Here is an 18,428-nt window from a genome sequence, read left to right as displayed (position 1 = left end):
CCTTCCATGGGTGGGGGGAATTGTGGGGGTGCTACCACGCCCCCTGGCTGAGGACGTGGTCCTCTCCGGCGACGAGGTCGATCGGCTCCGCGTCGCCGGAAGAAGTCCTGACTTCGATTCGGGCGGTGCGAGTCGGCTTCACAACCGCCCTCGCCCGGCCGGGCGCCCAGGTCAGGTCGACCTCGGCGCCGAACCGCGTACGTACGCCCGTGAGCCGGCCCGCGGGGAGGGACGGCGGCAGCGCGGGCAGCAGGACCAGTCGGTCGGAGGTCGACTGGACGAGCATCTCGATCAGTACGGCGGGCAGGGTGTGCGCGGCGTCCGCGTTGTAGACGTGGAGGTTCGGGTAGTGGGCGCTCATCAGGGAGGCGTGGAAGAAGTCGCCGCCCAGGACCTGGTCGAGGGCGTGAGCGACATGCTCGCCGTCCCGGAGCCGGGCCGCGATGAGGGCGTGGTGGAGGTGGCCGTGCGCGGAGTCGTTCTCGGCGCCCCGCAGTTCCAGGGCGCGGTGGGCGGCCGCCGCGAGGTCGGGGGTGTCGTAGGGGGTGATCTCGTCGAGCGGCCAGACGCCGTAGAGGTGGCTGAGGTGACGGTGGTCGTAGTTGTCCTCCACGCCCGGCCAGGCCCACTCGGCGAGCGCGCCGTCGGCGTTGATCCGGTGCGGCGGGAGACGGTCGGCGAGGGCGCGCCAGCGGTCGGCGTCGGGGGTGTCCGGGTGGTAGTCGGCGGCGGTGAGCAGCGCGTGCCGGGCCGCCGAGAGGTCCATGGCCGCGTTGATCGTGCCCCAGCTCGCGTTCGCCGGGCGGTTCTCCGGTGAGTAGGAGGGGACGACGACCAGGTGGCCGTCGTTGTCGGTCCGGGTGAGGAAGTCCTCGTAGAACAGGGCGACTTCGGCGAGGACGGCGGCGGTGCGCGGGTCGCGTTCGCCGCGTGTCTCGTCGTGGTCGACGAGGGGCTTGAGGAGCCAGTCGGCGCCGGCTGTCCACAGGTGCAGGGGGTACTCATGGCGGAAGTGGTATGCGTGGCCGGTCTCGCCGTCGGTGTGCGTGGGGGCGACGACGCCGCGGGCGCCGAAGATCACGCGGGCGTTGTCGCGCCAGTCCGGGAGCTGGGACTGGATCAGACCGGCGTGGGCCTCCGTGACTTCGGGCAGGGCCGCGGCCGCGGCTGACGCGGTCTGGAGATTGAGGTTGGCGTTGGTGGTGAACGCGCCGCACCACGCCGGGTGCCACTCGCCGTGCCAGAGGCCGACCAGCCGGGGCGGGAACAGTCCGCTGGCGGACAGCAGGTGGTAGCGGCCGGCCGCGAACAGCCGCTCCAGCAGGGCGGCGGCACCCGTGCGCTTCAGCAGCTCCGAGCCCGGCAGTGCCCGTTCGGCCGGGTCGGCGGCGAGGTCGAGGGTGACGCGCTCGTAGGCGGTGCGGTGGAGGGCGGCATGGCGGTCCAGGAGCTCGTCGTAGTCCAGGGGCAGGTCGCACAGGGCGCGGCCCTCCGCGGTCACGTCGAGTTCGCCGGTGTGGCGCAGGACACGGGTGAGGAGCAGGACGGACCGGGCTCCCTCGATCTGCGCGCCCGGCGGGGCGAGGGCCGTCGTGCCGCCGGTGACGGCGATCAGCGTGACGCCGGTGAAGGCACGGTCGCCCTCGGGATGGCGGGCGCGCAGGTTCAGCAGTGCGCCCTCGGGGGTGAGGACGGCGCCGTGGCCGACGGCCAGCCCGGCGGGGGCGCCGGGAAGGCGGTGGTCCAGCGAGATGCCGAGGGCGCCCTCGGGTGCTGTGACGTGCTGGATGATCACGTCGTCGGCGCGGGAGACGAAGACCTGGCTGGTCCAGTCGGCGCACTCCGTCCGGACGACGCCTGTGGCGAAGTCGACGGACCGACGGTAGCCGTGCCCCTCGCCGGACGGCAGGTCCAGCCGGACCTGGAAGGCGGGGTGGAAGGGCCGCACCCACTGGCACGGGCGGCCGTCGGTGAAGCCCTCCGCGGCGGTGCGGTCGCCTGCCAGGAGGCGGTCCTGGAGGGCGGGGAGTTCGGCGGCCAGCCGGGGCGGCCGCCGGTTGGCGCCGTCGCCGCCCGGCGCTACCAGGGTGTGATGCGTGACGACGACCCGCTCCGTGTTGAGGTCACCGAACACGAGGGCGCCGTGCCGGCCGTTGCCGCTCAGGAGGCCGTCCTCCCAGCGAGCGGCCGGCTGCGGCTCCCACGTGCCGTGGGCGGGACCGGTGAGTGCTGTCATGGCTGGAGCACCGCCGCCCCGTAACGGCCGAGGGTGACCAGGTCGGTGACGACCGTCCCCGTCAGCAGGTCGTGGTGGGTGCCGGGCACCTCGACGGTCACCGGCTCACGGCCGTGGTTGAGGACGAACAGCACCTCGCCCCGGCGTACGGCCTCGACCTGCTCGGGGAGGCCGTCGAGCACGGGTCGCACGCCCGCGCCGTCGGCGATCCGGGCCAGCAGATCGCGCAGCGCTTCCGGCTCCGGGAGCGTGGAGACGTACCAGGCCCGGCCCTTGCGCAGGATCGCGGGCAGTGCGTCGAGTTCGCCGCCCTTGTACGCGACGGTCTCGTCGGCGGTGCCGTCGGCCTCCAGCTCCTCGGACCACAGGGAGGCGTGGAAGCCCTCGCAGGTGACGGTCTCTCCGGCGTCCAGCGGCCACCACTCGTGCAGGGTGCGGATGCCGAACAGCTCGCGGAGCCGGGGGTCCATGCCACCGGGGCGGACGCGGTCGTCCTCGTCGGCGACGCCGGTCTGGAAGCCGCAGACGAGGGTGCCGCCGCCGTGGACGTACGCGAGGAGGTTGTCGATCGCCGCGTCGGTGAGCGCGTACAGCTGCGGCACGACGACCACCGAGTACGGCGTCAGGTCGTGCTCGGGGTGGGCGAAGTCGGTGGTGAGGTGCGCCTGCCAGAGGGCTCGGTGCCAGGCGCTCAGGACGTCCGGATACTCCACCTGGGCGGACAGGCGGCCGTCCTGTGCGCCGGCCCACCAGGCGTGCCAGTCGTGCAGTACCGCGATGTTCGCGGTGATGTTCCGGCCGGTCACCTCGGCGGCGATCCGCTCCAGGTCCGCGCCGAGCTGCTTGACCTCCTGGTGGGTCCGGCCCTCCTCCCCGGCATGGCTGAGCATGCCGGAGTGGAACTTCTCCGCTCCCTGCCGGGACTGCCGCCACTGGAAGTAGCAGACGGCGTCGGCGCCCCGGGCCACGGCCTGCAGGGACCAGAGCCGGTTGAGGCCGCGTGGCTTGGGGTGGTTCACGCCCCGCCAGTTGACGGGCCCTGCGGCCTGTTCCATGAGCATCCACGGCCCACGTGCCTGGGAGCGGGTCATGTCCTGGACCAGCGCGCCACTCTGGGCGCCCTGCGGGTCACGCGGATCCGGGTAGATGTCGACGGAGACGACGTCCTCCTCCTCGGCCCAGCGCCACGCGTCCTGCCCGAACCACAGCGGCATGAAGTTGCTGGTGACCGGCAGGTGCGGGGTGTGACGGCGGACGATGTCCCGCTCGGCGACGAAGCACTCCAGGAGCATGTCGGAGGTGAAGCGCCGGAAGTCCAGGCCCTGGGTGGGGTTGCGCATGTAGTGGGGCAGGCGGGGCGGCAGGATGCCGTCCCAGGTGTCGTAGCCCTGGCTCCAGAAGGCGGTGCCCCAGGCCTCGTTGAGGGCGTCGAGGGTGCCGTACTTCTCGCGCAGCCAGCGGCGGAAGGCGGCGGCTGCCTCGTCACCGTGGTCGAAGGTGCAGTACTCGTTGTTGATGTGCCACATGGTGAGGGCGGGGTGGCCGCCGTAGCGGGCGGCGAGGTCCTCGGTGATGGCGGCGGCGTAGCGCCGGTAGGTGGCGCTGGAGTGCGAGAAGTGCTGGCGGCCGCCCCACCACTCGGTGCGGCCGTCCTCGGTGACGGGCAGGGTGTCGGGGTGCAGCCGGCCCATCCAGGGCGGCGGCGAGGACGTGGGGGTGGCGAGGACGACGCCGATGCCGTTCTCGTGCATCAGGTCCATCAGTGTGTCCAGCCGGCCGAACTCCCTTGCCCCGGGCTCCGGTTCGAGCGTCGACCAGGAGAAGACACCGAGGGTGACGGAGTTGACGCCGGCCGCCTTCATCAGGCGGACGTCCTCGTGCCAGGTCTCCTCGGGCCACTGCTCGGGGTTGTAGTCGCCGCCGAAGAGCAGACGGCCTCGTGTCGCGTCGGTCAGGCCGGGCATCAGGCAATCTCCCCGTACCGCACTCCGCGTCCGTTGGTGGCGTCGATGAACCCGGTGCCGCCCATGGCGGCGCTGCGCCACCGGTAGCCGCCCTTCGCGACGGCCGCGGCGGCGGCAGCGGAACCGGAAAGCGCAGAGCGCCTGTTGAGGAGAAACGTGCTCATGACATACCTCGGTCTTTACGAAGGGGCGTCGAGCTGGAATCAGGAGTGGCTGCGGCGGGGCCCCGGAGCAAAGGGCTTCAGCCCTTGATGGCTCCGGTGAGCATGCCCTTCTTGAAGTGCCGCTGGACGAAGGGCGAGGCGACCGCGACGGGGATCAGCGCGAGCACCATGACGGCCATCTGCAGCCCCAGGGGGGAGAGCTGCCCGGTGCGAACCGCCTGCTGGAGGCCGGTCGGCGCCTCGGTGTGCTTCTGGACCAGCTGGATGAGCACGTTCTGCAGCGGCATCATGTCCTGGTCGCTGAGGTAGATGGAGGCGTTGAACCAGGCGCTCCAGTACCCGACCGCGTAGAACAGCGAGATGACGGCCAGTACCGCCCGGGACAGCGGCATGATGATGGTCAGCAGGATGCGCAGGTCACTGGCCCCGTCGATGCGGGCGGACTCGGTGAGTTCGGGCGAGATCCCCATGAAGAAGGCCCGCAGCACGAGGAGGTTGAAGACACTCACCGCGCTCGGCAGGACCAGCGACAGATAGGTGTCGGTGAGACCCAGCGACTGCACCAGAAGGTACGTCGGGATGAGACCGGCCCCGAAGAACATCGTCGCCATCATGATCATCAGGAAGAACCGGTGGCCCAGACTGCCCGGGCGGGACAGCCCGTAGGCCCCGAGTACCGACACCGTCATCGAGAACAGCGTGCCGAAGAACGTGACACCGACCGAGACCATGATCGCCCGGCTGACCTGGCCACCGCCGAGCAGTTCGCTGTAGTTGACGAAGGTGAGGCCCTTGGGGATCACGACGAGGCCGCCGGCCTGGTCGATCACGCGCTTCGGGGAGAGGCTGGTGACGATCACGATCCACAGCGGACCGAGCACTCCCAGGCAGCAGAGCAGGAGGAAGCCGCTCTTGGCGGTGAGTCCCGCCTTGCTCGGCGGCTCCTCCCACACCGGGCGGGCGGGGGCCTGGAGACTGCGGATGAGCTGCGTGTTGAGACTCACTTCTGGTACACCCCCTGCTCGCCAAGCATGTGCGCGACCTTGTTCGCACCCAGGACGAGACACACTCCGATGACTCCCTTGACGAGGCCGACCGCGGCCCCGTAGCTGAAGTCGCCGTACTTGATACCCACGCTCCACACATAGGTGTCGAGGACCTCGGCGGCGTTCGTACCGACCGCGTCCCGCTGGAGCAGGAACTGCTCGAAACCGACGCTCAGCGCGTCGCCGACCCGCAGGACCAGCAGCAGCGCGATCACCGGGCGCAGCGCGGGCAGCGTCACGTGCCACATGCGCCGCCAGCGACCCGCGCCGTCCATCGCGGCGGCCTCGTACAGATCAGTGCTGACGGCGGCCAGCGCGGCGAGGAAGACGATGATCCCCCAGCCGGCGTCCTTCCAGACGGACTCCGCGATGACCAGGAACTTGAAGATGCCCGGATCGGTCATCAGGTCGAAGCCGCTCCACCCGTGGTTCTCCAAGGTCTGGGCGATGATGCCCGCGCCGCCGAAGACCTGCTGGAACACGGTGATCACGAGGACCCAGGAGAAGAAGTGCGGCAGATACATGATCGCCTGCGCCACTGCCCGCACCCGCGGCCGGATCACGCTGTTGATGACCAGCGCCAGGGCTATGGGGATCGGGAAGAACAGCACCAGCTGGAGCGCGAACAGCACGAGGGTGTTCTTCACCGAGGCCCAGAACAACGGGTCGTCGACCATCCGCGAGAACTGCTCCACCCCGACCCAGGGGCTGTGGAAGATCGCCGTGACGCCGTTGCTGGAGACGTACGGGTCGTAGTCCTGGAAAGCGACGACATTGCCGAGCAGCGGAACGTAGTTGAAGAGAAGGAGCAGCACGATGACGGGCAGCGTCATCAGGATGAGCGCGCGGTCGCGGCGCAGGCGGATCCGCCAGGGCACCTTGCCCGCCTTGCCCGCCCCGCGCGGCGCCCGCACCTTCGCCGTGGCGGAGGTGACCGCGGCCGTCGGTTCCTCGACGGCCGCGGCGGGACGGGTCCCCTCGGGCCTGCTCCCGGCCGTGAGAGACATCAGTTGTCACTGCCGTTCTTGTCGAGGAGTTCCTTGTACCAGTCGCGCAGCTTGTCACCGCCGGAGGACTTCCAGGTCGAGATGGCCTGCTGCACGTCGGACAGCTTCTTGTTGCCGCGCACGAAGTCGATCTCCAGCTGCTCGAACTGGCTGGAGAGGGTCGCGTAGCGGGTCGGCTCGACGATGGTCATCCCGTAGGTGGACGTCTTCTTCAGGAAGGCACCCATCCGCTGCTGGTACTCGACCTGCTTGCGGGCGACTTCGGGGAGGTCGGGGTGAGCGAGATAGGGAGCCGGGGTCGCCAGCATCTGCCAGGCGTTGATCACCTCGGTGTTGCCCTTGTCGGTCTTGACCGGGACGCCGTCCTTGACCGTGTAGTGGGTGCCCTGGACGCCGTAGTCGACGAACATCCGCTCCTTGGTGCCGTACGGCGCGGCCGCGAAGTTGGCGGCGGCCAGCGCGTTCTCCACCGTCTCCTTCGAGGCACCCTTGCGGATCACCGACCAGATGTTGGCGGGCGAGGTCGCCCAGATCGTCGGGTTGCCGCCGTGGGCGCCGAAGAGGTCCATGGCCTCGATCTGGAAGTCCGGGTTGGCCTTGGCCTGTTCGGCCGCCTGGTTGTACCAGGCGGACATGTCGCTCTCGAAGACCAGGATCTGCCCGGAGGCGAAGCGCTGGCCCGGGTCGCCGGTGCGCGCCTTGTCGTCGGGGTGGACCACGCCGGCCGCGAACAGCTTGCGGATCCACTCCAGGCCTTCGAGGTATTCGGGCCGCTCCTTGCTGAACCTCAGCTTGCCGTCGGGATCGATGTTCCAGCCGGGGGCGTTGGGGAAGATGTTCCCCCCGATCCAGGACATGTCACCGCAGGCCCACACCTTGGCCTTGGCACTCGTGGCGTCCTTGGCCCAGCTGAGGAACTCGTCGGCCGACTTGGGTACGGTGTAGCCCTTCTTGTCGAAGATGTCCTTGCGGTAGTAGGGCACGATGAAGGTCGCGGGGGCGACGGACATCGGGATACCGCGCAGCGCACCGCCGAAGATGCCCATGCGCCAGGCGTCGGACGGAATCGCGGCCAGGTTCGCGTACTTCTTGACCTTGTCACCCTGCAGATAGGGGCCGAGGTCCATGAACTTCGCGGTGACCGCGTTCGCTATCTTTCCGCCGTTCATGATCCACTGGGGCACGACCACCATGTCGGGTATGGAGCTGGAGGCGAGGACGGCACCGAGCTTCTGGGCGTAGGTGTTGCCGTCCTGGTTCTGCCAGGTGATCTTGGTCCCCGCAGCGGCGTCGAGCGCCTTGTAGTAGGCGCAGTCGCCTTTCGGCGGGGAGCCCCAGAGCGGGGACATGATGGTGAGGGGAGCATCGGTGCCGAGCTTGCCCGGGACCGATGCGGTCAGGGCCGCGAGATCGATCTTGCCGGTGTAGCCGTCCGCCGAACCGTTCTTCGCCGGAATGTCCGGCTTGGCGAACTTGCTGGCGACGTACGCCGGGAGCAGCTTCTCGGCGGCCTTGCCCGACGTGGCTCCCTCCCGTGAACCGCTGTCCGAGCCGCCGCAGGCGGTGAGCAGTGGCATTCCCCCGGCCACCGCTACGGCGGTGACCGCCGTGGAGGCGAGGAAGCTTCTCCGGCTCGGTCCGGAGGGGGCGGAGTTCAGCGTCATTGCGTCAACCCTTCATGGCGCACGTGGACACCCGGCGGGAGGCCGTCGGCTGCGGTGTCGCGAGTGGAACTGGCTGAGCTGGAGCAGACATCCAACCACTGCGATTCGAATCAGAGTCGAAGCGCTTCGATGTTGCAGTGAGGTTAAATGAACGCCCAGGGGCACACAAGGGTCGCTCCCAAGATTCCCCCGAGCCGCAAGTCAGGTTCCTTCCTCATGTATTGCTTGAAGAAGCGATGTTGATCTCTTGACACCTGACTGTCGGTCGCATAAGCATCGAAGCGCTTCGAAATCTCATGCCGGTCCATCTCAAGGGGATCCCACGTGACCGCACACACGCCGCACACGCTGCCCTTCCGCGATCCGCAGCTGCCGTTCGCAAAGCGCATCGACGACCTTCTGTCGCGGCTCACTCTCGACGAGAAGATCGGATTCCTGCACCAGTTCGTCCCCGCCGTCGAGCGGCTGGGCATCGCCGCGTTCCGCACCGGCCAGGAGGCGCTGCACGGCGTGGCCTGGATGGGCCCGGCCACCGTCTTCCCTCAGGCGGTCGGCCTCGGCGCGACCTGGAACATCGACCTCGTACGCCGGGTAGGCGATGCCGTGTCCAAGGAGACCCGCGCGATGCGCGCCCGCGACGACCGTGTGGGGCTGAACGTCTGGGCACCCACCGTCAACCTCCTGCGCCACCCCCTGTGGGGCCGCAACGAGGAGGGCTACTCGGAGGACCCGAAGCTCACCTCGGCCATCGCGACCGCGTACACGCACGGCCTGCGCGGCGACCACCCCACGTACTGGCGCACCGCCCCCGTACTCAAGCACTGGCTGGCCCACAACAACGAGACGGGCCGTGACGTCACGTCCTCCTCGGTGCGCCCGCGCGTTCTGCACGAGTACGACCTGCGCGCCTTCCGAGAGGCGGTCGAGGCGGGCGCCGTGGCCGGTGTGATGCCGGCGTACAACCTGGTCAACGGCCGCCCGAACCATGTCTCGCCGTGTCTGCGCGAGCAGCTGCGCACCTGGACCGACGAGGAGGTGCTGGTCTGCTCGGACGCGGGGGCGCCGTCCAACCTGGTCGACTCCGAGCACTACTTCGACACCCACGAGGAGGCGACGGCCGCCGCGCTGCTGGCCGGCGTCGACAGCTTCACCGACCACGGCACCGACACCTCGAAGACCACCGCACGGGTCCGCGGCGCACTGGAGCAGGGCCTGCTGACCGAGCCGGACATCGACACGGCCGTACGCCGCCAGCTCTCGGTCCGCTTCCGCCTCAGCGAGTTCGACCCGGAGTACGACCCGCACGCGCTCACCACGGACTTCGACACCCCGGCGCACCGCGCGCTCGCCCAGGAAGCCGCCGAGCAGGCCGTCGTGCTGCTGAGCAACGACGGCGGTCTGCTGCCGCTCTCGCCCGGCACCCGGCTCGCGGTGGTCGGCCTGCTCGCCGACGAGTGCAAGCTCGACTGGTACAGCGGCACGCTCATCCACCGCTCCACACCGCTGGAGGGGCTCTACGAGCGGTTCGGCGCGGACCAGGTGGAGTTCGCAGAGGGCGTGGACCGCATCCGGCTCAAGACCTCGGCCGGAACCTTCCTGCACGTCCCCGAGGCCGAGGCCGCCGATGACGTGCGCGGCGCCGAAGGCGCTCTCGACCCGGCCCTGCTCGCGGGCCGGGTCGACCTGCCGCCGCTGGCCACCGACGCGAACGGCACCGAGTTCTCCCTCATCGACTGGGGCGAGGGCGTGCTGACCCTGCGCGCGCCGGACGGCCGCTACCTCTCGGTCGCCGAGGACGGCTATGTGCGAGCCTCCGCCGACCAGCCCGGAGGCTGGGTCGTCCAGGAGACCTTCCGCCTGGAACCCCACGAGAACGGACACCTCCTCAGGCACATCGGTACGGGCCACCACGTCTCTGTCGCCGCCGACGGCCTCAAGGTTGCCGACGGGAACGGGGAGATCTTCGAGGTCGTCGTCGCCGAACGCGGCGAGGACGCGGTGCACAGGGTCGCCTCCCAGGCCGACGTGGTCCTGGTGGTCGCGGGCAACGACCCGCACATCAACGGCCGCGAGACCGAGGACCGCACGACCCTCGCCCTCCCCGCCCACCAGGAGCGCCTTCTGCGCGCGGCCCGCGCCGCCAACCCGAACACGGTGCTGACGCTGGTGTCGGCCTACCCGTACGCGGTCGATCGCGCGGAGGTGCCGACGCTGCTGTGGACGGCCCACGGCGGCCAGGCGGCCGGCACAGCCCTGGCCCGGATCCTGGCCGGCGACGTCTCCCCCGCCGGCCGCCTCCCGCAGACCTGGTACGCCGACGACTCGGACCTGCCCGACCTCCTCGACTACGACGTGATCGGCGGCTGCCAGACCTACCTCTACTTCGAGGGCACACCTCTCTTCCCGTTCGGCCATGGCCTGTCGTACACGTCCTTCTCCTACGAGGGCCTCACGACCCGCGTCGAGGACGGGACCCTGCACGTGTCCTTCGCGGTCGGCAACACCGGTGACATCACCGCGGACGAGGTCGCCCAGCTCTACACCCGGGCCATCGAGCCGTCGGTGCCACGGCCCCGCAGGGAACTGGCCGCGCACCAGCGGGTGACGCTCGCGCCCGGCGAGGTCACGGAGATCGCCTTCCGGGTGCCGCTGTCGGCCTTCGCGTTCTGGGACGTGGCGCAGGGACGTCAGCGGGTGGCACCGGGCCCCTACGAGATCCTGGTCGGCGCGTCCAGCGAGGACATCCGCCTGGCCCGGACCGTCGACCTCGACGGCGAGCCGTCCGTCGCCCGGCCGGTCATGGCGGACGGCCTGCACACGGTGGACTTCGACGACCAGCAGGACACCGAGATCGTGGACCGCACGAAGACGTCGGGTGACTCCGTCACCCCTGTGGCCGGCCGGAGGGGCGAGCTGGTGTTCCGTGACTGCGACTTCGGAAACGGGGCCGCCGGGATCACGGTGGAGGCCGCGGGTGAAGGCACGGTCGAACTCTCGCTGGATGACGGTCCGGTACTGGCCGTGCTCACTCTTTCCCCGGGTACGGCCGGACCCTACGACTACGTCACGGCGAGCGCCTCAGCCGTCATCGGGGCCGGTGTGCACGACGTCCGCCTCGGACTGAGTGGCCCGCTGCGGCTCGCGCACCTCGCCTTCTCCGTCTGAGGTCCGCATGACCCCATGTCCGTGGGAGTCGCTGCACAGGAGTCCGGCACCGGAAGGCTTCGGTGCCGGACTCGGCTTCTTCGGGACGCGGTGGGACCAGAGGGCCGGCTTCAGTGTTCGTCGTAGGTGTCGGAATCGCTGTATGTGGCGGGCACATGGTCGACGAAGCCGCGGAACACGGCCAGGGTGTGCCGGAGGCCGACGCCGGGCTCGACGTCGGCCTGCCGGCCTGTTTCCGGTGCCGCGGTGGCGGCTGTCACCGGTCCTCCGCGACAGCCCCCGGTGCGGCAGCGAGGACGCGGACGTCCCAGGCGCCGAGCCGCACGGGCGTACCGGCCGGGACCACGCTGCCGTCCAGGACATCGGTCAGGTCCACCGGGGCCTGGGTGGTGGCCGGCTGCCAGTTCCAGTTGTGGACGACATGAACGCGCCGGCCGTCGGGGGCGGTGCCGGTGGCGACGGTGACCGAGTCCGGCAGGCCCTGCCAGCCGCTGCGCGGGGTGGGCGCGAGCCACGCGGCGAGCGCGCGGGCCAGATCGCGGCCGGGCACGGTGCCCACGCAGGTGACGCGGCCCACGCCGTGGCGGCGGGTGGTGACGGCGGGCCAGCGCCCGAAGTGCGGGTGGTCGTACTCGGCCAGGACCTCGGCGTCGTCGACGGTCAGGCCCTCCACCCAGCGGGTGGCCACCGCGTCGCCCGGCAACTGGAGCGGGCTGTCCGGTGCGGTGCGCAGCGGCAGGTCGGCGTGCAGGTTGCTGAACTCGTCGTAGCGGACGCCCGCGGCCTGGACCAGTCGTGCCGGTGTCACCTCGTGGCGTGCCCGCGCCTCATGGTCGCCGTAGCCGGTGCGGGGACCGAGGACGAGGTGGCCGCCCGCCTCCGCGTAGGCACCGAGCCAGTCGAGCATCCCGTCGTCCGCCACGTACAGCGCGGGAGCGATGAGCACGGGGTGCTGCTCAGCCACCGACTCCGGGGCCGGCCCGGGGCGTTCGCCGCGTGCGTCGTGCAACTGGCGGGTGTGCAGGATCCGTACCTGGCGCCCCGCCTCGAACGCGCCCCGGTAGAACGGCTCGAAGATGCCCTCGTACGCACCCGCGTCCGGACCGCCGTCGGGACCGGCGAGCGGCGGATACTTGCGCATCAGCCACTTGCTCGGCGCCGAGTACACCATCGCGATGTCCGCGTCCGGTGCGATCCCGGCGACCAGGTCCCCGGCCCGCTCGAACTCGGCGCCCAGTCGGGCGAGTTCCCGGTAGGCGCGCCCCGGTCGTCCGCTGTGCGGGAGGATCCCGCCCCAGTACGTCTCGGCGCCGAAGTGCAGCGTGTGCCAGTGCCAGTACTCGATCATGCGGGCGCCGCGCGCGACCAGCGCCCACGCGGCCTGCCGCCACTGCCCGTCGAAGGCGGGCCGGTTGTCGGAAGTGCCGCCGATGGCCTGGGCGTTGGTCTCCGTGATCAGGAACGGCTCCTGGCGCGAGGAGTAGATCCGGTCGGCGCTGTGGTGCAGCGCCCACGCCCCGTACGCCATCCACTGCTGCGGGAGCTTCTCGCGCGGCGGCTCGGGCATCGTGAGGCTGTCCTGCATGTCGTAGTACGGGTTGCCGGCGGTGACGTCCAGGCTGTCGGTCAGCTCGTCGTCCTCCAGGCCGGGAGAGCCGTAGGCGAGGCACGTGGTGACGAACTGGCCGGGCCGCGCGTACTCACGCACGACGGCGGCCTGCCAGGCGATGAACTCGGTGGTCTGGCGCGCCTGGAACGCCTGCCAGGCCAGGCCGTACTGCGGCTGCGCGTTGCCCTCCGGGGTCCACAGGTCGGCCCACGTGGACAGCCGGTGCGACCAGTACACCAGCCCCCACTCGCGGTTGAGGGTCTCCACATCGCCGTACCGCTGCCGCAGGTCGTCCACGAACCGCTGGAAGACACCGTGGTTGTGCGGCAGTCGCGGGCCGGGCTCGTTGTCGACCTGGAAGCCGATGACCGCGGGGTGGGCGGCGTAGCGGGCGGCGATCGCGCGGATCACCCGCTCGGCGTGGAAACGGAAGGCCGGGTGCGTGAAGTCGACCTCCTGCCGGGCGCCCCACGCGGCGCGGCGCCCGGTGGCGTCCTCGGCGGCGATCTCCGGGTACTGCCGGGCCAGCCACGGCGGCACCGCGTAGGTGGGGGTTCCGAGGACGACGGAGATGCCGCGCTCGTGTGCGCCGTCGAGGACGGGTTGCAGCCAGTCGAGTGCGAACCGGCCGTTCTCCGGTTCCCAGGTGGACCAGACCGACTCGCCGACGCGGATGACGGTGAACTTCGCCTCCGCCATGAGATCGAGGTCGGTCTTGAGCCGCTCGTACGGCTGGTACTCGTGATAGTAGGCGGCGCCGAACAGGACGCGCGCGGGCAGATCAGTCATGCGAGGCCCTCGAGAGACGTAGCGATCACGGTCGCCGGGTTCCCGGTCGTGGATCCCGGCGGCCGTGGCGGGTAGGTGGGGGGTGTCAGGAGGTCGAGCCGGTCATGGACGTACCGCCGTCACGCGGTGAGCCGAGGAACTTGTCGGTGAGGGGGACGGTGTTGTTCTCGGCGTGATCACCGGTCAGCCCGGTCGGCGGACAGCCGCCGTCGAGAGTCGCGAGCGAGGCGAAGGTTCCGTCCGGCAGTTCGACGCCGAGGCGACGACGTCGGGGCGGTGCGTGTATCACCCGGCAGCAGCCCCCTCGGAGGATCGATCGTCGAAGCGCTTCACCTGAGACGCAAGGTAATGAGGATTTTGTCGCGAAACAAGAGGATGCAGGCAATGGAGCCTTCTTTCTCGCCAGGCATTGACATCACATCTCAGGCAGTGACAGCGTCGAAGCGCTTCACCACCGATGTCTCTCCTCTCGTTGAGGTGCCCCTCCCGTGGGTTCTGCTTTCCTGCCCGCCGTCGGCCGGCGGCCGTTGCGCGTTCCCCGCTGCCGTGGGATGAACGCCTTTCACCGGCACCGCCGGCCGGCGATCGGCTCCGACGCCAACAGCTCTGGACGTGGCCGCCCGTGGTAGGTCTGTCGCGCGATGCGCACCGGGATCACAACGAGGACGGTTGCCCGGCGGACCCGCCGCACACCGGTCAGCCGAAGACGGCCTGCTGCCGGGGCCTTGGCCGCGAGGGCCAGTGCCTGAAGGTCACCAAGCACCCGCACCGGCACAGCGACCGCCGTGTGGAGACGACCTTCGCCACCCTCGACTGCTTCGACGGCGTCCGCTTCCCCCAACGGGCCACCGCTCCGGCGCTGTTCGGCGCCGGCCTGAAGGCCCCTGTAGGCCCGCCCTCGACGGTCTGCGCCGCCCTCAACCACTCCGCGGGCCAGGACCGCTCCGTCACCGTGTGGTCGTTCCCCGACCACGACAGCGGCCGCGGCTCCAACCCGCCCACCCGACTGGCCCGGCCGCACCGGCGCGGCCTGTCTCCGGAGCTCTGAACACCGTGTCCAACGCATCCGGGCCCACCGCGCGCCCGTTCCCCGAACTGCCCGCCGGGTTCCGCCTCGGAGCCGCGACCGCCGCCTACCAGATCGAGGGCGCCCACGACCAGGACGGCCGCGGCCCGTCCATCTGGGACACCTTCAGCCACACCCCCGGCCGCACCCTCGGCGGCGCCACCGGTGACACCGCCTGCGACCACTACCACCGCTACCGCGAGGACATCGGCCTGCTGCGCGAGCTCGGCGTCGACGACTACCGGTTCTCGATCGCCTGGCCCCGCCTGCTGCCCGAGGGCACCGGGCCGGTCAACGCCAAGGGCCTGGACTTCTACGACCGGCTGATCGACGAGCTGCTGGCCGCCGGGGTCGCCCCTACCGTCACGCTCTACCACTGGGACCTGCCCCAGGCCCTGGAGACTCCATCCGACAGCGGCTCCGCCGCGGGTGGGGGCTGGCGCGTCAGGGAGACCGCCGAGGCGTTCGCCGAGTACGCGGCCCTCGCCGCCGAGCGCTTCGGGGACCGGGTGGAGCGCTGGATCACCCTCAACGAGCCGTACTGCTCCGCCTTCGTCGGCCACGCCGAGGGGCGTCACGCACCCGGCGCCGAAGAAGGTCGCGGCGCGCTGGCCGCCGCCCACCACCTGCTGGTCGCCCACGGCCTCGCGGTACGCGCGCTGCGCGCCGCGGGCGCCCGCGAGATCGGGATCACCCTCAACCTCGACCGTCTCCACGCCGCCACCGACGGCCCCGAGGACCAGGCGGCACTGCGCCGGGCCGAGGTCCTCCACAACGAGGTCTGGACCGAGCCGCTCCTCTCCGGTCGCTACCCCGCGCACGAGGACGAGACCTGGGCCGGCCTCGCCGCCGGTCCCTGGCGGTTGCCCGGCGACCTGGAACTGATCGGCGCCCCGCTGGACTTCCTCGGCGTCAACTTCTACCGCCCCGTGACGGTCACCGCCGCCCCCCACCGCGCGGCCGACCCCGAACTGCGCACCGCCGTGGACATCGGCGTCACCGAGGTGGACCCGTACGGGACCCGGCACACCACCATGGGATGGCCCGTCGTCCCGGAGGCGCTCACCGAGCTGCTCTGCGGACTCCACGCCCGCCACCCGCGGCTTCCGCCGATCTGGATCACCGAGAACGGCTCCGCCGAGACCGACACCGTCGCCCCCGACGGCCGGGTCCACGACACCGCGCGGATCGACTACCTCACGGACCATCTCGCCGCCGTTTCCGCCGCTGTCACCGCCGGGGTGGACGTGCGCGGCTACTACGTCTGGTCGCTGCTGGACAACTTCGAGTGGGCGCGCGGCTACGGCCAGCGCTTCGGCATCGTCCACGTCGACTACGACACGCTGACCCGAACGCCCAAGGACAGCTACCACTGGTACCGGGGCTTGATCACCGCGCACCACGCGCGGACGGAGGAGACCACCCCATGAAGTTCACCGACGGCTACTGGCTGATGCGTCCGGGCGTCACGGCGCGCTACGCCACCGAGGTCGCGGACGTCCGGGCCGACGAGCACCGGCTGACCCTCTACGCGCCGGTGAAGCACGTGCGCAGACGTGGCGACATGCTCAACAGCGCACTGCTGACGGTCGAGTGCTGGTCGCCGGCCGAGGGCGTGATCGGGGTACGTGCCACCCACCACGCCGGCTCGGTGCGGCAGGGGCCGGAGTTCGCGCTGCCCGGCGCGGAACCGGGCACCGGGAAGGTGCACCGGGACGGCACGGTGATCGAGCTCAGCGCCGGTGAGCTGTCGCTGCGGGTGGACACTTCCCAGCCGTGGCATCTGGAGTTCAGCGCCGGCGGGCGGGCGCTGACCTCCGTCGGCGAGCGCGGCACCGGTTTCGTCACCAACGCCGACGGCCGGCACTTCATGCTCGGGCAACTCTCCCTGGGCGTGGGAGAGTCGGTGTACGGGCTGGGTGAGCGGTTCACCCCGTTCGTCAAGAACGGGCAGACGGTGGACATCTGGCAGGCCGACGGCGGCACCAGCAGCGAGCAGGCGTACAAGAACATCCCCTTCCACCTGACCAACCGCGGCTACGGCGTCTTCGTCAACCACCCCGGCAAGGTCAGCTACGAGATCGGCTCCGAGTCCGTCGGCCAGGTCCAGTTCAGCGTCGAGGACCAGTCGCTGGAGTTCTTCGTCGTCCACGGACCGACCCCGAAGCAGGTCCTTCAGCGCTACACCGCGCTCACCGGCCGCCCCGCCCTGCCCCCGGCCTGGGCGCTCGGCCTGTGGCTGACCACCTCCTTCACCACCGACTACGACGAGGCCACCGTCAACCGCTTCGTCGACGGCATGGCCGAGCGCGGCATCCCGCTGAGCGTCTTCCACTTCGACTGCTTCTGGATGCGCGGCTACCAGTGGTGCGACTTCGAATGGGACTCCGACACCTTCCCGGACCCGGCCGGCATGCTGAGCAGGCTCAAGCAGCAGGGGCTGCGGATCTCCGCCTGGATCAACCCGTACATCGCGCAGAAGTCGGCGCTGTTCGAAGAGGGACTGCGCGAGGGCCACCTGGTACGACGCCCGGACGGCAGCGTGTGGCAGTGGGACCTGTGGCAGCCCGGCATGGCCCTGGTGGACTTCACCAACCCTGCCGCGCGCGACTGGTACACCGGCAAGCTGAAGACGCTGCTGGACCAGGGCGTGGACTGCTTCAAGACCGACTTCGGGGAGCGTATCCCCACCGACGTCGTCTGGCACGACGGCTCCGACCCCGAGCGGATGCACAACTACTACACCCACCTCTTCAACCAGACCGTCTTCGAGCTGTTGCGCACCGAGCGAGGCGAGGGCGAGGCGCTGCTGTTCGCCCGTTCCGCCACGGCGGGCGGACAGCAGTACCCGGTCCACTGGGGCGGCGACTGCGAGTCCCACTTCAACGCCATGGCCGAGTCGCTGCGCGGCGGACTCTCCCTCGGCCTGTCCGGCTTCGGCTTCTGGAGCCACGACATCGGCGGCTTCGAGGGCACCCCGACCCCGGCCGTGTTCAAGCGCTGGGTGCAGTTCGGGCTGCTCTCCTCGCACAGCCGCCTGCACGGCAGCAAGTCGTATCGCGTGCCCTGGGACTACGGGGAGGAGGCCGTCGACGTCACCCGCGAGTTCACCCTGCTCAAGCACCGCCTCGCCCCCTACCTCCAGCGCGCCGCGCAGCAGGCGCACACCACTGGTGTCCCGGTGATGCGCGCCATGCTGCTGGAGTTCCCCGACGACCCGGCCGCCGCCTCCCTCGACCGGCAGTACATGCTCGGCGACGACCTGCTCGTCGCCCCGGTCTTCACCGACGACGGCACCGTCGAGTACTACGTGCCTGAAGGCACGTGGACCAATGTGCTGACAGGTGCTCAGGTCGCCGGTCCGCGCTGGGTCCGCGAGCAGCACGGCTTCCACACCCTGCCGCTGCTGGCCCGTCCGGACTCGGTCATCCCGCTGGCCGCCGACGACCAGCACCCGGTCTCCGCCTGGGCGGACGGTGTCGAGCTGCGGGTGCACGCCTTCGCCGACGGCGCAGAGCGCACCGTGGTGATCCCGAGCACCGACGGCCCCGGTCAGACGGCTCTCTTCCACCTGCGGCGCCTGGGCGACCGCCTGCACGTGGCCACCGACAGTCCGCACCCGTGGCAGCTGCGGTTCGGCGCCCCGGACGGAACCCTGCACACCCGGCCCGCCGGCACCCCGGAGGCCGACCTGCCGTACCCGGCCTGAACCGGACAG

General features: G+C 70.6%; 13 protein-coding genes. 4 read left to right on the top strand and 9 right to left on the bottom strand.

Annotated elements, in window-relative coordinates:
• Window positions 1-31: 31 nt before the first annotated feature.
• The 6 genes from IE277_RS40025 to IE277_RS40000 all read right to left on the bottom strand — a co-directional run bounded on the left by IE277_RS40025 (window position 32) and on the right by IE277_RS40000 (window position 8,081).
• Window positions 32-2,236 carry a glycosyl hydrolase family 95 catalytic domain-containing protein gene (locus IE277_RS40025; protein ID WP_189958656.1) on the bottom strand — a complete coding sequence of 735 codons (2,205 nt, stop codon included), beginning with the start codon at window positions 2,234-2,236 and terminating at the stop codon, window positions 32-34.
• Window positions 2,233-4,200, bottom strand: a complete 1,968-nt coding sequence (locus tag IE277_RS40020; protein ID WP_189958655.1) for a beta-galactosidase — start codon at window positions 4,198-4,200, stop codon at window positions 2,233-2,235. Before IE277_RS40020 ends, IE277_RS40025 begins: the two co-directional genes overlap by 4 nt.
• On the bottom strand, window positions 4,200-4,364 hold the full coding sequence (locus IE277_RS40015) for a hypothetical protein (RefSeq protein WP_189958654.1): 165 nt from the start codon (window positions 4,362-4,364) through the stop codon (window positions 4,200-4,202). Before IE277_RS40015 ends, IE277_RS40020 begins: the two co-directional genes overlap by 1 nt.
• A 77-nt stretch (window positions 4,365-4,441) precedes the next feature.
• On the bottom strand, window positions 4,442-5,368 hold the full coding sequence (locus IE277_RS40010) for a carbohydrate ABC transporter permease (RefSeq protein WP_189958653.1): 927 nt from the start codon (window positions 5,366-5,368) through the stop codon (window positions 4,442-4,444).
• Window positions 5,365-6,417, bottom strand: coding sequence for an ABC transporter permease (locus IE277_RS40005; protein WP_189958652.1), 1,053 nt, complete (start codon window positions 6,415-6,417; stop codon window positions 5,365-5,367). Before IE277_RS40005 ends, IE277_RS40010 begins: the two co-directional genes overlap by 4 nt.
• Window positions 6,417-8,081 carry an extracellular solute-binding protein gene (locus IE277_RS40000; protein ID WP_189958651.1) on the bottom strand — a complete coding sequence of 555 codons (1,665 nt, stop codon included), beginning with the start codon at window positions 8,079-8,081 and terminating at the stop codon, window positions 6,417-6,419. Before IE277_RS40000 ends, IE277_RS40005 begins: the two co-directional genes overlap by 1 nt.
• 324 nt (window positions 8,082-8,405) lie before the next feature.
• On the opposite strand from IE277_RS40000, the gene IE277_RS39995 reads away from it, so the two are divergent.
• Window positions 8,406-11,246 carry a glycoside hydrolase family 3 C-terminal domain-containing protein gene (locus tag IE277_RS39995; protein ID WP_189958650.1) on the top strand — a complete coding sequence of 947 codons (2,841 nt, stop codon included), beginning with the start codon at window positions 8,406-8,408 and terminating at the stop codon, window positions 11,244-11,246.
• A gap of 110 nt (window positions 11,247-11,356) precedes the next feature.
• Here IE277_RS39995 and IE277_RS39990 read toward each other — a convergent pair whose 3' ends face one another.
• From IE277_RS39990 to IE277_RS39980, 3 genes are all read right to left on the bottom strand, one after another.
• On the bottom strand, window positions 11,357-11,506 hold the full coding sequence (locus tag IE277_RS39990; RefSeq protein ID WP_189958649.1) for a hypothetical protein: 150 nt from the start codon (window positions 11,504-11,506) through the stop codon (window positions 11,357-11,359).
• A complete protein-coding gene (locus tag IE277_RS39985; RefSeq protein WP_189958648.1) occupies window positions 11,503-13,644 on the bottom strand; it encodes a beta-galactosidase in 2,142 nt (713 codons plus the stop codon). Before IE277_RS39985 ends, IE277_RS39990 begins: the two co-directional genes overlap by 4 nt.
• An 85-nt stretch (window positions 13,645-13,729) precedes the next feature.
• Entirely contained in the window at window positions 13,730-13,933 is a 204-nt protein-coding gene (locus IE277_RS39980) for a hypothetical protein (RefSeq protein WP_189958647.1), read from the bottom strand.
• A gap of 333 nt (window positions 13,934-14,266) precedes the next feature.
• Between IE277_RS39980 and IE277_RS39975 the strand changes: the two genes are divergently transcribed.
• From IE277_RS39975 to yicI, 3 genes are read left to right on the top strand one after another with little or no spacing between them, the layout of a single operon-like run.
• Window positions 14,267-14,692: an acetylxylan esterase gene (locus IE277_RS39975; RefSeq protein WP_229882330.1), complete on the top strand. Its 426-nt coding sequence runs from the start codon at window positions 14,267-14,269 to the stop codon at window positions 14,690-14,692.
• On the top strand, window positions 14,689-16,140 hold the full coding sequence (locus IE277_RS39970) for a GH1 family beta-glucosidase (protein ID WP_189958669.1): 1,452 nt from the start codon (window positions 14,689-14,691) through the stop codon (window positions 16,138-16,140). Before IE277_RS39975 ends, IE277_RS39970 begins: the two co-directional genes overlap by 4 nt.
• A complete protein-coding gene (gene yicI, locus IE277_RS39965; protein ID WP_189958645.1) occupies window positions 16,137-18,419 on the top strand; it encodes an alpha-xylosidase in 2,283 nt (760 codons plus the stop codon). The genes IE277_RS39970 and yicI overlap by 4 nt, the downstream gene beginning before the upstream one ends.
• Window positions 18,420-18,428 lie beyond the last annotated feature (9 nt).

Origin of the sequence: Streptomyces alanosinicus, from assembly GCF_014650595.1 — a bacterium.
GTDB classification, from domain to species: Bacteria; Actinomycetota; Actinomycetes; order Streptomycetales; family Streptomycetaceae; genus Streptomyces; species Streptomyces alanosinicus.
This window is presented reverse-complemented; position numbering and strand designations above follow the sequence as displayed.

Bases quoted from the DNA above. Each gene is read 5' to 3' on its own strand.
- IE277_RS40000 (WP_189958651.1), bottom strand. From the start codon at position 8,081: ATGACGCTGAACTCCGCCCCCTCCGGACCGAGCCGGAGAAGCTTCCTC.
- yicI (WP_189958645.1), top strand. From the start codon at position 16,137: ATGAAGTTCACCGACGGCTACTGGCTGATGCGTCCGGGCGTCACGGCG.
- IE277_RS40015 (WP_189958654.1), bottom strand. From the start codon at position 4,364: ATGAGCACGTTTCTCCTCAACAGGCGCTCTGCGCTTTCCGGTTCCGCT.
- IE277_RS40005 (WP_189958652.1), bottom strand. From the start codon at position 6,417: ATGTCTCTCACGGCCGGGAGCAGGCCCGAGGGGACCCGTCCCGCCGCG.
- IE277_RS40020 (WP_189958655.1), bottom strand. From the start codon at position 4,200: ATGCCCGGCCTGACCGACGCGACACGAGGCCGTCTGCTCTTCGGCGGC.
- IE277_RS40025 (WP_189958656.1), bottom strand. From the start codon at position 2,236: ATGACAGCACTCACCGGTCCCGCCCACGGCACGTGGGAGCCGCAGCCG.
- IE277_RS39985 (WP_189958648.1), bottom strand. From the start codon at position 13,644: ATGACTGATCTGCCCGCGCGCGTCCTGTTCGGCGCCGCCTACTATCAC.